Origin of the sequence: Bombiscardovia apis (assembly GCF_033095945.1) — a bacterium.
Classification (GTDB): domain Bacteria; phylum Actinomycetota; class Actinomycetes; order Actinomycetales; family Bifidobacteriaceae; genus Bombiscardovia; species Bombiscardovia apis.
In genome coordinates, this window is record NZ_AP026800.1 from 354012 (window position 1) to 369208 (window position 15197).

Below are 15197 nucleotides of genomic sequence, written 5' to 3' on the forward strand. Positions count from 1 at the left end.
TTATCAAGCGGGGAGGTGGTGCAGATGCGCTACCTCCCCGCTGCTGTAAGAACTTATGAAGGCACGGATAAGGCCGCCAAGAACGCGGATAAAGTCGGCTATCTACTGCCGGGTTTGGTCTGTAGTTAGGCCTTGAGGCACAATAGCAGTATGGTATCCAAAGGCAAACCTTCTCCGCGCTCGGCCGTGGAGCCCCTACTCTGTGAGCAAGTAGCCAAGCTGGGCGAGCTCCACCACTTAGTAGACCCAACTCGCTACTACCCAGCAGGACCGCGCACGCCCAACCAGGCCGAGATAGACGAACAGAATCCCAAGGCCACCTCCCGTTTGCTCGAAGGCGCATCAAGGGTGATTCGGGCCTCTTGCAAGACCTATGCTTGGGGGCTGGAACAGGTGCCAGAAACCGGTACATTTATTACTGCCGCTACTCACGTAACACAGTTCGACGTATTCGTTCCCATGATGGCACTCTTTCACCAGGGCCGCCGACCGCGCTATATGGCAAAAGCGGAGATGGCCCGCTGGCCGCTCATTGGCCGATGGTTCCGTTGGGTGGGCATGCAGCCGGTGCCCCGAAGGTCTGGCCAAGCTCAACAGATTGAGCAGGAGTCCATCAAGATTATTACCTCCGGCAGGCCGCTCACAATCTGGCCCGAGGGCACCGTCACCCGTGACCCCCTCAAGTGGCCTATGTCGCTCAAGCCTGGGGTAGGTATCATCGCGCTCAAGGCCTCCCGTCAGTTGGGATACATGGTGCCGCTCTACCCGTGCGTGACTTGGGGAGCTGCTTCCATTAACCATTGGTGGCCTTGGCCTCGTAAAAACGTGGTCATGTGCTACGACCATGCGATGGACTATTCCGACTTGCTGGCCGACGTTGACACTTGGGGAGAAGAACCGCCGCAAGAAGCCGTCAACGAGCTCTGCCGCCGTCTGCGTGAGCGTATGGAAGTCATCATGACTGAGATTCGTGGCATTGACCCGCCAGCCGAAGGCTACTTCGATTTCCGCACGATGACCCGCAAGCCTAGGCCTGCTCAGACCTATCCAGCCCCAGCTCTCGGCGCTGATAGACCGGATTATACGGCTCAAACACTCACCCGAGAGTCGGCCCACGACGCGGCTGCACTTGAAGGCTGAGCTCAAGGGGCATAGGATAGTTAGGCTTGGATCGCCCAGAGCAACAGGGCCGTTGGCCGGGTGGCGCACATATTCGCAACGTCAAGGAGTAGCATGACCAAGATCGCAGTGCTAGGAGCAGGTGCCTGGGGTACCACCTTTGGGCAGGTGCTGGCTGATGCCGGTAATCAGGTGACCATGTGGGCCATTGAGCCCGAGGTGGTGCGTGCCATTAATGAAGAGCATCGCAACCCCAAGCGCACGCCCTCCATCGACCGCCTGCCCGATGGGGTTACTGCAACCCTCGACCGGGCTCAAGCAGTGCAAGATGCCAGCATTGTAGTAGTGGCGATTGCTGCCCAGCATGCCCGCGAGGCCTTGGGCGAGTTTAAAGGGCTACTGGGGGATAGCGCCATCGTAGTTTCCCTCATGAAGGGCATTGAGCGCGAGAGTGGTAAGCGCATGGACCAAGTGGTAACAGAGGCGCTGGGCCTGCCTGCAGAGCGGTTTGCAGCCGTTTCGGGCCCTAATTTAAGTAAGGAAGTCGCTGCCCGCGAGCCCTCGGCAACTGTCGTGGCTTCGACCAACGCTCAAGCTGCAATGCAGGTGGCTCAAGCCTGCGAAGCGCCCTACTTTAAGCCCTTCGTTTCCAGCGACGTTATTGGCTTAGAGATGTGTGGTTCTCTGAAAAACGTGACCGCGCTCGCCGTGGGTATGTCTCGCGGCGCTGGCTATGGCGAAAATACTGCTGCCATGATTCAAGCCCGCGGACTGGCTGAGATGACGGCCCTAGGCGAGGCGGCCGGCGCTCAAGCTAAGACCTTCGCAGGCCTTGCAGGAGTGGGAGACTTGGTGGCCACCTGTGCCTCCTCCTTGAGCCGTAACTACACCTTTGGCTTCAACTTGGGCAAGGGGCTCAGTATTGAGGAAGCCACTCAGGCCAGTCAAGGCGTGGCCGAGGGCGTACCTACCACCGACGCTGTGGTGGGACTGGGCCACAACTTGGGTATTGCAACTCCGCTGGCGTCTGCCATGAGCCATGTGCTCAACGACGGCTTGAACTGTGCCGGCATGATTGAGGAGCTTTTCGGCGGCTCAATTATCGCCGAATAAATGCTTATGCGTGTACCTGGTCTGAGAGGCGGCCTTGAACCGAGTCTGCCCCCGAGGACCATGCGTGCGCCTATTCTACTGAGAAGAGTCTGAAAGTTATCCGGGTGCTTTTTGAGACTGACTAATGACGAGCCAAGGAGTGTGGAAAATTATGGCAAAGCAGCGCATCGTAGTGCTTTACGGCGGCCGTGCCGACGAACATTCCATCTCTTGCATCTCGGCAGCTGGAGTCCTGCGAGCTATTGACCGCGACCGATTTGAGCCGATTCCGGTGGGCATTACCCGCTTGGGCACTTGGATAGTAGACGGCGAAGATCCGCGTAATTGGGAGCTCAGCGGCGATTCGTTGCCCCAGGTTTCGATTACGCCGAGCGCGCGGCCGGTTGTGATTGACTTAGCTCAGGGAGCCGATGGATTCTATGCGGGAGTCCACGAAGAGCTTAGTGATGGGGAAGCAGGAGCTGAGCAGCTGCCGACGCTGGGCCAAGAGACTCGCTCGCTCACTTCACTAGGTCATATTGACGCAGTTTTCCCTGTCTTGCATGGCCCCTACGGCGAAGATGGCACTGTGCAGGGCTTGTTGGAGATGATGGGCCTGCCTTACGTGGGCTGTGGCGTTTTTGCCTCTGCTGCTTGCATGGATAAGCACTTTACCAAGATTGTGCTTTCAGCGGCAGGCATTCCTGTGGCCCCGGGTATAACGGTCGATGCGCGCACGCTGGCAGGAGGCGAGTCTATCGAAGCGGCTGGCGATGAATTGGTTGGTCTTGTGCGCGAGGCTGGCCTGACTTACCCTGTCTTCGTAAAGCCTTCGCGGGCCGGCTCCTCCTTCGGGGTTACCAAGGTGGAATCTGAAAACGCTAAGGACTTGGCTCGGGCTTTGTTTGAAGCTTCTCGCCATGATTGGCGGGTGCTTATTGAGCAGGGGATTACTGCGCGCGAGATTGAATGTGCGGTCTTTGACCCAGTGGCAGGTCAAGAGCCGCAGACGTCTTGGCCTGGCGAGATTGTGTTGGATCGCCCAGCTGACGACGCTTTTTATGATTTCGATAGCAAATACATGGATGCCCAGGCCTCGCATGTTGAAGTTCCAGCCAATCTGCCTGATGAAACCTTACAGTTGGTGCGCCAGACGGCCGCCCGTGCCTTCACAGCCATGGATTGCCACGGATTGAGCCGTGTTGATTCTTTCGTGTTGCCAGACGGCAGTATCATGGTCAACGAAATTAATACGATGCCGGGTTTTACTCCGATTTCTATGTATCCTAAGGCTTGGGAAACCACTGGCATTGCTTACGTTGACATCATAACGCAGCTTATCGAAGGTGTTTTGCAGTAAACGTCAAGTTGAGATGTGAAGAAAACGTGAAATCAATGTGTGATATAAATCACAGAAAAGGCGAAGCTGTCGCGTGTCGTATACGCTCTTGGAGAATAAAAGAGCGCTATTTGCCTACTCGCGCTTGACTTTCAGCCCTTAAGTGACTCCTATTTTGCAATTGTGGACTTAGTCCATAATATGAAGCTTGCACAACCAGAACTCAATCTATTTGTTCTGGCCAGTGTGTTTCATAATAAAATAATCGGGGGTTATATCGTGGTTACTAACAAGAACCATGTGTGGAGCAAGACTGCCTTAACTGGCGTTTTAGCTCTTTCTTTGCTTGGCCTAGGGGCAGCTCTGCCTTCTGTGGCTCATGCAGACACATTCAATACTACTGACAATTTCATTGCCGGCAAGATGCAGACGAATCAGCCTGTATCGCTGACTATTACGAAGTACAAGCAGACCGACGCTGGCGTTACGCCAACCGGTTCGTCTCAAGATGCACAGCTGATTAGCGCAGGCAGCACTCCTCTACAGGGTGTCGAGTTCTCGCTCTTCCCCATTACCTTGGACGCAGGCTGCAAGGCTTCTGATCTCAAGATCACCAGCACCAACACTGCTGGTACCGCCACCGCTCCTACCGTGAACTGCGGTACGGTCGGTGCTGCTGAGAAGACAGGCATCACCGATGGTAACGGCGTTCTCAAGTGGGATTGGGCCAACTTCTCCAAGGTGAACTACTACGTGCTTCAGGAGACCAACAAGCCTACTGGCGTTACGGTTTCTCAGCCCAACCTCTTTGGTCTGCCCTTCTTCACCACCAACACGGGCAACGTTGCAGGCTATGTCTACAACCTCTCCGTGTTCCCGAAGAACCTCACCAGCAACCAGATCAACAAGTCTGTAGTTGGCTCCAACATCGCCCAGGTCGGCAATCAGCTCACCTACACGCTGTCGGAAAACATCTACGACGCTTCCAAGGGCATCAACCCCACTGGCAACACCACCGGTGCTGCTGTAGCAGGCGATGGCTACTTGGATGTTTCCGAGATCAACGGAACGACTACTCAGCCTCAGGTGCGTATCTCCGACCGTCTCTCCTCCAGCCTCAGCGTCACCGGCAAGCCTAAGGTGAGCTGGGAGTGCGCAGGCGGCGCTTCTACCGATTTGGTGGAAGGCACTGACTATACTGCAACCACCAGCACCGACGATCCCAAGCGTATTCCTGCTAATGAAGATGCTCCGCTCTTCGCAGACGGTAACTCTGGCGCAGGCGTTAACTTCATGACCGTCGACCTCTGGCCGACTCCTGCTGCAGCTAACTCCTTCAAGACCGCTATCGCTTCCTGCCCCGCGCAGGTTCGTGTGACCGTGGTCTACGTTGCTACAGTAACTGCTGCTGGTGATAGCGCTGCAGGCGCTGCCGGTACCCTTCAGAACACTGCCAACGCCGATGTCTTTGATGGCACTCCTGGTAAGGCCAACCCCGAAGGTGCAGCCGACGTACGTTCTTCGTCCGCAGGCTTCAACTTCGTCAAGACCGACACCACTTCCGCTGTAGGCCTCGAAGGCGCAGAGTTCCGCCTGAGCGATCCTTCCGATCCGACCAGCTTCCTGCTGCAAGACGGTACCTTCGCCAACACCGGTAACTTCGTAACCGCTACCTCCAACAACAAGGGCATCGTGACCTTCACGGCTCTGCCTCTGTTCAAGGACAGCAACTTCACAACCGATGCCAATGGTAACTCCATCCTTCCTGATGACACCGTTGCAGACAGCCCTTGGCTGACTGCGGCTTCCGCTGGCAAGCTCAACCTCGTCGAGGTTGCTGCTCCTAAGGGCTACCAGGCTCCCAGCACCGATTTTGGTTCTGTGGACTTCAGCAAGTATGTTGGCAAGACCGCTAAGGATATTGCTGCTTTTGGCTCCATCGTTCCTGAGATCGATACCAACATCTTCGGTGCTACTTACAGCGCAGACAGTGCTATTGTCAACGCTAACTTCAAAGATGCAAACAATAAGCCGATTTCTGTGGGTATGAAGAACTTCACTCCTGCCGAGGCTCCTATTGGTTTGCCTCTCACCGGTAGCCAGGGTATCTTAATCTTCCTGGTTCTCGGTTTGGCTGTCGTAGGCATCACGCTCTACGTACGCTTCCGCATTAGCAAGGCACAGGCCACTACTCGCTAATGTTTATGGTTCCTAGAGGTTCCTGGTTTCGACTTCACTGTTGAAACCATGGGCCTCTAGGTCCATACTTTCTTCCCAGCTGCAAAGCGGGAACTAACAGACTTGTATTCTCCGGGGGGAGGAGACATGACGGTGATTTCACGACGTCATTTGACATGTGTTTATGCCAAGGTTGGGATTGACGCGAATTGGACGGCAGGTCCAATACATGCGCTTATCATCAATCAGCCTGGGCAGGTTTCGACTGCCTATAGTAGGGGTGTTCGAGGGGTTCACAAGACTCAGACGACGCAGAAGTCGCTGAATTATTCGATAGAAAGTGCTGGCTTTTGGGGCCGCACACACCAGGTTTTGCCGTTTTTAGGAAAGACGACAACCAAGGGCGAGGAATGTAATATGACGGCGGGGCGGAACTGATATGACGTCAAAGCTGTTTGCAACACGAAAAAATGTACGTAGAATGCTGTCTGCTGGGCTCGTAGTAGGGTCCGTGGCAGTCATGCTCATTGGTATTGGGTCGCAAGATACTACAAGTGCGTCCGCGGCAAGCGCTGCTGAAACTGTGCCGAAATTGGCCCACCAGGCACCCGCTTCTCCACTTACGCAGTGGCAGCCGGTCGATGGGTACCAGGCAGTCTTCCAAGACGAGCAAGGCCAACCAAGCCATCTCGATAAAGAGCACACCTATTGGACCACAGATAATCTTGCCTCACCTTTGTCGGGCTCTGTGACTGCTCGAATGGTTGATCAGCTCTATCCGCTGTTTATGAAGAATACTTTTACGGAAGACGCTGAGGATAGTAAGCCGCTCAATCAGAGCGTTAATGCTTCTGTTTATGTGAAGCCGACCAAGACGCAGACGGCTTCCCAAAATGCTTTAGGTAGCTCCTATATTTTCACCTCTCAAGCTATAGGTGCCTTCGGTGGTGAAGCGCGAAATCCTAACGGTACGCTCTCACTGTACACATGGTCTTGGGCGGGCGGTACGTCAGTCGGCGGTTTGAGCTGTTCGGGTGTGAACAATGCTACGAACGGCCTATATACTCCAGTTCTGCGCTTTGACGACTATGAAGCTGGCCAAGATCCGCACGACACGACCGGTGCGAATACTAATATCTTTTGGACTTGTATGCCCACGCCCGGGGGTAGCGATAGCTCTGGCGGCGGTAGCTTCGGCTTCCCGGCTACGGGCAGCTCTCAGGCTACCGGTGGCGAGATGGATCAGGTGACTGGTCTGCTCTACGTCAACGGAACTACCAGTGGTAATGTCGTCAACCGCGGCGGTTCAAGCGTCATGCAAAACGATGGTGGTATTGCCTACAGCATTTGGGATCCTACCGATGGTAGCTTCTCGCTCTCAGGCCCAGTCCAGGCCAACGATTGGCAAAAGAGTATGACGACTCCTCCTCAAGATCAGTTGTCTGCCACCATCTACAATCAGGAATATCAGCCGGCTGCCTGTAGAGCCAATGGCGTATATGAAGCGGCGAAACGTACCTATAATGCGGCTTGCTCGTATTCGGGAGGCCTACAAGCCAGCCCCGATATGGGATTGGATGCATCTGGAAACTTCTACGTATATGCGGCAACATCGGGCTCATATACCAATACTGGAACCACTGAAATCCTGAAAATAGCTCCTAATACTGTCTTTAATGGTAACGAAAAGAGCATCACTGACGGTTCTCCAGATACGCCATGGCGCTACAGTGTGTTGACGAAGACTAAGCACGGTGAGACCTTTTCTCCCAGCGGTTACGGCGCACCTGCTAACTGGGTTGTCGGTATGGGTGTGCACAGCGGTAACTTCCTCTTCTCTGGTTACTATCCGCTTTACGGCAGGTTTACGCCTTCCGATGGTTCGACTATGACGACGCCTATGAACGCCACGAAGTATCCGGTGAGAGTCAACCCGCTTGACGGTGTAATGAATATCATTACCACTACTAACAATCCGTCAATCGCAACCCCGTACGGGTCAACAACTATCCAGAACCCCTTGTCGGATTCGGGAGGTAACCGAGATTCCGCATCGGCTCAGGAACTCATCGTTGTAAAGGGTAAGGTCTACGAGGATTCGAAATCTGATGCCGACTATAGCGGCTTCAAAGATGCGGGCGTGATGGGCTTAACAGTCGATTTGTATGATAAAAACGGCAAGCTCGTGGGTACAACTACGACGAGTGCCGACGGCTCCTACTCGTTCATTCTCTCGGCGTATGGCACCTATTATGTGCGTCTGGTGCAGCCGCGAATTGACAATGTGAATGCTTTCCAGACTTGGGCTTCGGTAGTGGGAGGAACGGGTGCTGATCCGGCCGGCTCTGCCAATATTCCTACTGTTTCCTGCGTGGGCGGAGACATCTCGGTGGAGACTGGCGAGAGTGGCAGGCCCTGCCAAGGAGCCAAGGAGTTCCCCTACGTGGATCCCAACCCGCCTCTAGATGCTGATGGCAACCAGAAGATGGGCGAGATAGACCCGGCTTGGAATAATGGCAGCCCCGAATGGGCCACCTATGCCAAGGTGGATATGCGCACCTACTTCCAGAACCCTGAGATTAACTTCGCTATCTCGACCGGCGCTGCCAGTTTTGGTGATGCCAGCGGTTCGACTGGTGTAAACGCGGGGCGCCCCGCCAACGTTGGTCCGTTTAATACCACCAAGAAGCAGAAGGGTCCCTCCCTGCGCAATCCACAGACTTTGACTAATATCTATAAGAAGTCAAGCGGCATGCAGTTGGGAGACAAGCTGGGCCTGTACTCGGATGGTTCGCCTGACCAAGACGCGAATTCAAGCAGTGCGGATCCAGTGACCGGGCAGTCGCATAGTGAGACCGACGACGGCATACAGCTCCTGATGCCCGTCGATCAAACTAAGGATGTGAGCACTTACTGTTCGCCTAATCCCACCTACACTGACACAGTGCTCCAGCCCCTGCAAGGCACCAACTTAATCTCTGGATACACATACTGTATTAAGGCAAAAGTTAGCGGAAGTTTGGCGGCTTCCGACGCTGCTCAGGGCGCGCCCAACTTAGTGCTGGGCTGGCAGAGTTCGGCCGCTCCGGGCCGTTTAGGCGGGTGGACTAGCGTTCAATCCACGCTTGCTTATGCTGCCTACGCCGGTGGTGAGGCCGACGGTTCGGGAGATCCGGCGCAAACTTACTCCACCTTTACAGTGCCAGCGCTTTCGTCGAGTGCAGTAAGCCCGGTTCAGGCTCGCTTCGCGGTCGTTACCAACGGTCTATGGAAAGAGCAAGGCGGCGATCCCGCTGATTTGATGAACAGCAAGATACCGGCCGACGACACTACTCAAGCCTTCGGTGGGCCGATGCCCTTCACTGCGGCAGCCGACAAGGAATACTTCGTTCAGCCTGGTGAAATTGAGGACTACCAATATTACGATGTGAGTGTTTCCATGCGCATCGTGGCAAGGGTTTCCGATGAGGAGTCAGTGGGCGACTTAGCTGAGCCTGCCAATATTAAGTACAATCTCGATACCTCTGAGGATGCGCCTTCCACGGCCAGCGATTCGGTCTTGCTTGACAGCAAGTCGCCAGCGTCGACCTCGCAAACCCATTTGCCCAAGATTGCTATTGGCATGCCGAATTCGTCGGTCACCGTCACCACTGGCCTACCTAAGGTCAAGGTGGGGCAGCAGAAGAAGGATTCTGTGATGACCATGAGCAAGAAGCAGACTCCGACATGCCAGGGCAGTTATGTAGGTAAATCGGGCGCCATCAATTCCTACGATTTGAAGGTCAATGCTCTGCCTAACGACTCCGCAGTTCCGCAGCCCAGCGATCAGCAGAGCGTTAGTAAGAATGATGTTTCCTATAAGGTTTCGACCTACTTTAACCCCACGGTAGATATTCCGGCTCGCTCAGGTCTCTCTATCGTGTGCTCCATCACCTACGGCATTGAAGGCCATGAGGGTATGCTGCCCGAAACCGGTGCACTGCCTTGGGGTGTGGCTGGTGCTCTCGCGCTCGTTACCGGTGGTGTTGCTTTCGGAAGCGTCTACAGCGTGCGCTGGGGCAAGGAACATGGCTACTTTGAGCGCAGTGGTGCCCACCGCAGCTCAGATAAGTAAAGCCCACTAGCTCACAGGCTGCGCCTACCGGTTTATGGCCGGGCGCAGCTTGTGGGCTTCATCGTTAGAATCCTCAAACAAAGGACTAGCTTCGTTGCATAAGTCAGTAGTGCCCGTCGAGAATGATCATCGCAGCACCTCCTCAGCCGCCTCCAGCTTAGGTCCTGAGCAGGTGCTCGCTCGCATTGTATCTTGGCTCTTGGCTCTCTGCACGCTTGCTGCCGGGGGAGTGCAGCTAGCTCGCTCGGTTCACGACGGCTTCAACATTTGGCTCAAACAGTGGCTGCCGGGCTCCGAGCTGGTGTGGCTCACCTTCGCCTGTGCCCTGCTGCTCTTGCTGGTTTTGATTGTAGTGCGAATTAGGCTTTCGGTTTCTTATGCCCGCTCTCGGTCCCACAGTCGGGCCCGCAGTGGCAAGCATTCGGCTCTGGTGCGCACACGTCCTCGCCCGCGTTCGGGACCAGTTGCTCCAGGTGCCACTACCGTGGGAGTGGTTGGCGTTGCTATGGCTGCGCTCTCCCTGCTGGTTGCTTCGCTCTACCCAGTGGGGGTTATGGGGCGCCCTGCAACCGCTGCTCCTTTCGGAAATTCTGAGCAAGCACAAGCTGTGATTGAACGTGAGCTTGCCGGTTGCAAGTCCCAGTGGTTGAGTTTGGGAGAGGCTGACATGCCAGGTATTTCCTTCGGTATTATGTGCCCTTCGCAACATACTATGTATGCTGAGTTCTTTCACGATGCCGACCAAGAGCACTTTGCTTCCATTGTCGACAAAGCCGGCCCGGCCCTCATGCGCAACTATATGAGTGCCGAAAAGAACGTGGCAGTCCAACATTTCTGCTCGGTTTCAGGTACCCGCTGGCTGGCCATTACTCCCATGCACGAGGGTGAGAATTTGCACCACCTGCTGGGCGGCGAAATAGCAGATTTGGGGCAGTGATAGACCATGAAAAATGCTAGAAGAGTAGATTACGGGCTCGCCCTGTGTGCCTGCGTTGCTGCCGGCCTCGACATGCTGCGTGCTGTCAATCCCACCTATGTGATGGTTCACTTGCATTGGATGGAGCGCATACCTCGCTATTGGGTGACTGGAGTTTTTGCTGGGGCAACCCTCCTGTTTGCTTGCGGTCTCTACATCGTTGCACGCAGGCGGGCTCGCGGCGGCTTTGTGAGCAGTCGCACCGCTTTGGCTGGCATCGCAGCCCTGCTGGCCCTAGCGGTGAGTGCATCTTCTTACGCGGTTGCACTCAACAATCCACGCGGTCTCTTTGGTGTGCAAATACAGAAGGCGCCCCTACAACATAGTGACACGGCTCAGCAGGTTATCTCTTCTGCGCTCGGTGAGTGCAAGCAGGGTTGGGTGGAGTTGGGTGAGTCAGATATTTCCGGACTCTCCTTTGGCGTGGTTTGCTCCTCGCTCAAGACCGCTTACGCTGAGTTTGAAACGCCAGAGGCGGCAACCAATTTTAAGTCCGCCATGAAAACTAACGGCCCGCTCTTAATGAGGAATTACGATTCCGCTACTTGGCAGCCCAAGGCCACACAATACGACGGCCTGAGCGGTCAGGTGTGGATTGCCATTACGCCCAAGCAGACCTCGGCCCAGCTGAATTCTGTTATCGGCGGCCGCGTTGAAAGGCTCTACTAAATGAGTAACATCTCCAAACGCCACACTCATGCGGCTCCCAAGCCAGGTTCTAAAGAGCACAAGCAGGCGATTATTGCTCAGGCCATAGAGCGAGATCCGTCTCTGGCCCGCAACCGCTATTCCAAAAACTGGATTATCAACCTCGTTACTGTAGTGTTTGTGTGCGTCGGTATTGGTATTTTTATCTACCCGCTCATTATTAACTACGTCAACTACCGTCAGCAGGCGCAGGCTATTGGCGTCTACGAGGAGAAAGTGGCCCAGCTCAGCCCCAAGCAAATCAAAAAAATGTGGTCTGATGCTATCCAATACAACATTGATTTGGGTACGCCTACCCTGAAAGATCCGTTTAAGTATAGGGGAGTGGCACCGCCTCTGGACCGCTATGAGCGCACTCTGAACGTGGATGAAAAAGGCATGATGGCGTATATTGATGCGCCAAAGATCCACATGAAGCAGCCCATTTATCACGGCACGAGCGACCAGGTCTTGCTGGAGGGTGGCGGTCACATCGTTACCACCCAGCTGCCGACTACTCAGGCCAGTGTGCACCCAGTTTTGACCGGGCATACGGGCGCTGTGGGCCACATTTTCTTTGACAACATTACCCAGCTGCAAGATGGTGATATTTTCCAGCTGACCGTGCTCAACCGCCACATGAGCTACCAGGTGGACCAGATTAAGATTATCGAGCCCACCGATACCTCTGACATTCAGCCGGAATTGGGTGAAAACTGGGTCACTCTGCTCACCTGTTACCCTTACGGTGTCAACAACAAGCGTTACTTGGTGAGAGCTAAATATATCGGCGACAACGTGGCTCCAACTGTTTCGCCGGGCGTGCCAATCTGGGTCCTGTGGGCCTTATTGATAACCCTTCTTATTGCGGGTATTATTGTCTGGTTCTTGCTGGCCCGGCGGCGTGAGTTTACCCAAGAGCTCAACGCTCGAAAAGTGGCTCAAGAGAACGACTCCGAGTCTGAAAGCAGCAGAAAAACAGATCACCAAGATCTGAGCGCGGAGTCCGATGCTTCCTCAGAGGTCGGCCCAGCACCACCTACTGAAAGACAAACACAAGCGCAAGATTCTGTATCCAAACTCTCGGCTTGGCGTCGCCGGGTCATCTTGCGTGCAATCCGCCACACGCGATACACCTACGAGCAGATTCAGCAGCGCCGGCGACAGTTACTTACCGCTGCCTGGCTACTCATCTTCCTGGGCATCTTCTGCGCTTGGGCCTCCTTTGGTCTCATGATGCGTACCGGCTTCCTGCCTATCTTCGACCTGGGCTACTCTTGGTTCGACCATCACATCACCTTCTTCTTCGACATTCTCCCGCGTGCAGGAAAGATATAACCGTGCCTGCCCTCCAGATAGTTAGCGTTTATGCGTCATAAAAAGCCATACTTGCGTAAGACTCGCAAAGTCCACAAGGCCAACCCGGCCCCGGTTCTGAAGCAGTCGCGCAAGGCACACAAACTCCGTGAATCCTGCCTGCTGCGGATGGCCCACGCCGCTTACCCCGGCAAACATACCCAAAAAGGGCATTTGGGTACCAAAATTCTCGGTGCGCTCGCCATTGTTAGCTTGATTATGGGCTACGCATTTTGGTCGTATTCCGTGGTTTCTAAGCAGGTGACTAGCCTTAACCACCAGAGTGTGAGTGTCACTTACGGTGAGAGTATCCGCGGTAAGAGCCAAGCCCAGCTCAACGATTACAAGCGCACTATCGACGACTACAACCATTCGCTCAATACACAGCAGGTCAAGGATCCCTTTGTCTACGACACCTACGCAGTTCCCAAGGGCTATAAGCACATCGAATCGCTGGTCCAAACTCCGGTGATGGGGCAGATAGAAGTGCCATCTATCAAGCTCAACGAGCCTATTTACTTCGGTCGTGGCAAGCCTTCGCCCGGTAAGGGGGTTGAGCATGTGGCCAGCACGTCTATCCCCGACGATGTGACTAATACCAACGCCGTGCTTGCAGGCCATTCCGGCTTGACTGATTCGGTAGTGTTCGACAAGCTGGACCAAGTCAAAGAGGGCGACACTATCCATGTGCAAATCCTCAACCGAGAGTTCACCTACCGGGTGGATCGCACGGATCTGGTTAATCCGAACCAGGTGGAAGTGCTTAAAGCGCACCAGGGCCAGGCGCAAGTGACTTTGCTTACCTGCTGGCCCCGCTTCGTCAACGACAAGAGGCTGATAGTGCAGGGCAGTCTCATTTCGGCCACCATTATCAATCCTACCTTTAACCAAGTGCGCAAGACCGTAGACCACCGTATGTATTTGCTGGTCATTACCACGCTAATCCTGCTGGGCAGCGCCTTGGGCTACATGACCAAGCAGCTCGACCAGGTGACTCGCTCCCGCCGCAAATCGGGCCTGCAACTCCTCGTTGCCTACCTAGTAGTGGCCGCAATTCTGTGTATTTTCGAAGCCTGGGTACTGCGCGGCCTCCTCCTAGGCGACCACTACCTCCCCGGCCCCGACCTAGGCTACTCCTGGTTCAACACCCACCTCTTCCGCCTCTTCGCCGTCTAAGTGCTGGTCAAATCGTGCTGTTGCGCTTGGGTGTTTTAGTATGATTCGTGCCCAGTTTGAGGCGATACCAGGGATTTTGAGCGGTGTGTGGAACAGCTAAAATCACAGGTGTATTGGTAGAGATGGTCGGATAGACTTCTAATAGGTGATGTTAGAGAGTTGAGTAAACGAAGTGGTGTGAGAACTCTCGAAGTAAATAGGTGGAAGGGGATGAGAACAGTGACACAGGCAAAATATTCAGCGCAACAAATTGCTCAGTGGTTTATAAATTGGGCATACAATGACGACGATCAAGATGGTGATGATTTAACGAATCTTAAGGTTCAAAAGCTGCTGTACTATGCTCAAGGGCATTATTTGGCTCGTTATGGTAAACCGCTGTTTTCGGAACCGATTCAGGCTTGGGCTCACGGTCCAGTCGTTCCAGAAGTCTACCGTGAAATGAAATATTCGAGCGATGACTTGGCGCCTGATTCCGACTACAATTGGTCACTAATTGACGAAGATACAGCTTCTTTCCTTGCGGGAATCTGGGATACATACGGCCAATACAGTGCTTGGAAGCTCAGGAATATGTCGCATGACACCGCTCCTTGGAAGGATCGCTTTAATCCAGACCAAAAAAGTACTGTTATTCCAAACGAGGCAATTCGACAGTATTTTTCGGGGATTGATACCGTAGCTTCCCATCAGTAAGGCTCATTGATGGCAAGAAGACAGCGGCCAAAGGTCAAGCCTCAAACCATCAGCCAGGCTTCGTCTGGGGTTCAAGAGAGCGACTCTTACTTTAAGTTTTCTTTTCGATATATGGATGAGAAAATCTTGAAGTCGAATGAGAGTAAGGAGTTTGAAGCTTTCGTTCGGCGTTTGATTATGCTATCGGACCGGTCTATACAAAAGTTGAAATTGGATCCTAAGCACGGCTTAGGGTTCGAGAGAATTTCTGATACTAGTGTTCGTTGTTCAGTTCCGAGCGGATTGGATGTCGAAAGTGTCGGACAATTTTTGAGTTTTCGATATGGTCAGGGCAAAAAGGCTATGCTCGGCAAACGCGTAGCTGATGTTCTCTATGTGTTGTGCTTCGAGCATGCTTTTGGTGATGCCTACGAGCATGGTGGTTCATAAGATGAATGCCGGTAGTTATTGTTTGGTTATCTAAG

The 15197-nt window shown here is 54.1% G+C and carries 11 protein-coding genes; all 11 read left to right on the forward strand.

Annotated elements, in window-relative coordinates:
• The first annotated feature begins 150 nt into the window (after positions 1 to 150).
• The 11 genes from R8377_RS01325 to R8377_RS01375 all read left to right on the forward strand — a co-directional run bounded on the left by R8377_RS01325 (position 151) and on the right by R8377_RS01375 (position 15162).
• Complete coding sequence (locus R8377_RS01325; protein WP_317643170.1) at positions 151 to 1140, forward strand: lysophospholipid acyltransferase family protein; 990 nt, start codon at positions 151 to 153, stop codon at positions 1138 to 1140.
• A gap of 93 nt (positions 1141 to 1233) precedes the next feature.
• Positions 1234 to 2232 (forward strand): NAD(P)H-dependent glycerol-3-phosphate dehydrogenase, encoded by a 999-nt coding sequence (locus R8377_RS01330; RefSeq protein ID WP_317643171.1) that lies wholly within the window; start codon positions 1234 to 1236, stop codon positions 2230 to 2232.
• 151 nt (positions 2233 to 2383) lie between these two features.
• Positions 2384 to 3571, forward strand: a complete 1188-nt coding sequence (locus tag R8377_RS01335) for a D-alanine--D-alanine ligase family protein (RefSeq protein ID WP_317643172.1) — start codon at positions 2384 to 2386, stop codon at positions 3569 to 3571.
• Positions 3572 to 3829: 258 nt separating this feature from the next.
• The gene (locus tag R8377_RS01340) at positions 3830 to 5749 is read left to right on the forward strand and encodes a SpaH/EbpB family LPXTG-anchored major pilin (protein ID WP_317643173.1); all 1920 of its coding nucleotides are present in this window, start codon (positions 3830 to 3832) and stop codon (positions 5747 to 5749) included.
• Between the two features lie 499 nt (positions 5750 to 6248).
• Entirely contained in the window at positions 6249 to 9842 is a 3594-nt protein-coding gene (locus tag R8377_RS01345; RefSeq protein WP_317643652.1) for an SdrD B-like domain-containing protein, read from the forward strand.
• 94 nt (positions 9843 to 9936) lie between these two features.
• Complete coding sequence (locus R8377_RS01350) at positions 9937 to 10779, forward strand: hypothetical protein (RefSeq protein ID WP_317643174.1); 843 nt, start codon at positions 9937 to 9939, stop codon at positions 10777 to 10779.
• A gap of 6 nt (positions 10780 to 10785) precedes the next feature.
• The gene (locus R8377_RS01355; RefSeq protein WP_317643175.1) at positions 10786 to 11487 is read left to right on the forward strand and encodes a hypothetical protein; all 702 of its coding nucleotides are present in this window, start codon (positions 10786 to 10788) and stop codon (positions 11485 to 11487) included.
• The gene (locus R8377_RS01360) at positions 11488 to 12843 is read left to right on the forward strand and encodes a class C sortase (protein ID WP_317643176.1); all 1356 of its coding nucleotides are present in this window, start codon (positions 11488 to 11490) and stop codon (positions 12841 to 12843) included.
• A gap of 30 nt (positions 12844 to 12873) precedes the next feature.
• The gene (locus R8377_RS01365) at positions 12874 to 14037 is read left to right on the forward strand and encodes a class C sortase (protein ID WP_317643178.1); all 1164 of its coding nucleotides are present in this window, start codon (positions 12874 to 12876) and stop codon (positions 14035 to 14037) included.
• Positions 14038 to 14256: 219 nt separating this feature from the next.
• Positions 14257 to 14733 (forward strand): Panacea domain-containing protein, encoded by a 477-nt coding sequence (locus R8377_RS01370; protein WP_317643179.1) that lies wholly within the window; start codon positions 14257 to 14259, stop codon positions 14731 to 14733.
• A gap of 9 nt (positions 14734 to 14742) precedes the next feature.
• The gene (locus R8377_RS01375) at positions 14743 to 15162 is read left to right on the forward strand and encodes a hypothetical protein (protein WP_317643180.1); all 420 of its coding nucleotides are present in this window, start codon (positions 14743 to 14745) and stop codon (positions 15160 to 15162) included.
• The last annotated feature ends 35 nt before the right edge of the window (positions 15163 to 15197 follow it).

Coding starts and splice junctions, on each gene's coding strand:
- R8377_RS01335 (WP_317643172.1), top strand. CDS start 2,384: ATGGCAAAGCAGCGCATCGTAGTGCTTTACGGCGGCCGTGCCGACGAA.
- R8377_RS01325 (WP_317643170.1), top strand. CDS start 151: ATGGTATCCAAAGGCAAACCTTCTCCGCGCTCGGCCGTGGAGCCCCTA.
- R8377_RS01330 (WP_317643171.1), top strand. CDS start 1,234: ATGACCAAGATCGCAGTGCTAGGAGCAGGTGCCTGGGGTACCACCTTT.
- R8377_RS01365 (WP_317643178.1), top strand. CDS start 12,874: ATGCGTCATAAAAAGCCATACTTGCGTAAGACTCGCAAAGTCCACAAG.
- R8377_RS01375 (WP_317643180.1), top strand. CDS start 14,743: ATGGCAAGAAGACAGCGGCCAAAGGTCAAGCCTCAAACCATCAGCCAG.
- R8377_RS01355 (WP_317643175.1), top strand. CDS start 10,786: ATGAAAAATGCTAGAAGAGTAGATTACGGGCTCGCCCTGTGTGCCTGC.
- R8377_RS01345 (WP_317643652.1), top strand. CDS start 6,249: ATGCTCATTGGTATTGGGTCGCAAGATACTACAAGTGCGTCCGCGGCA.
- R8377_RS01360 (WP_317643176.1), top strand. CDS start 11,488: ATGAGTAACATCTCCAAACGCCACACTCATGCGGCTCCCAAGCCAGGT.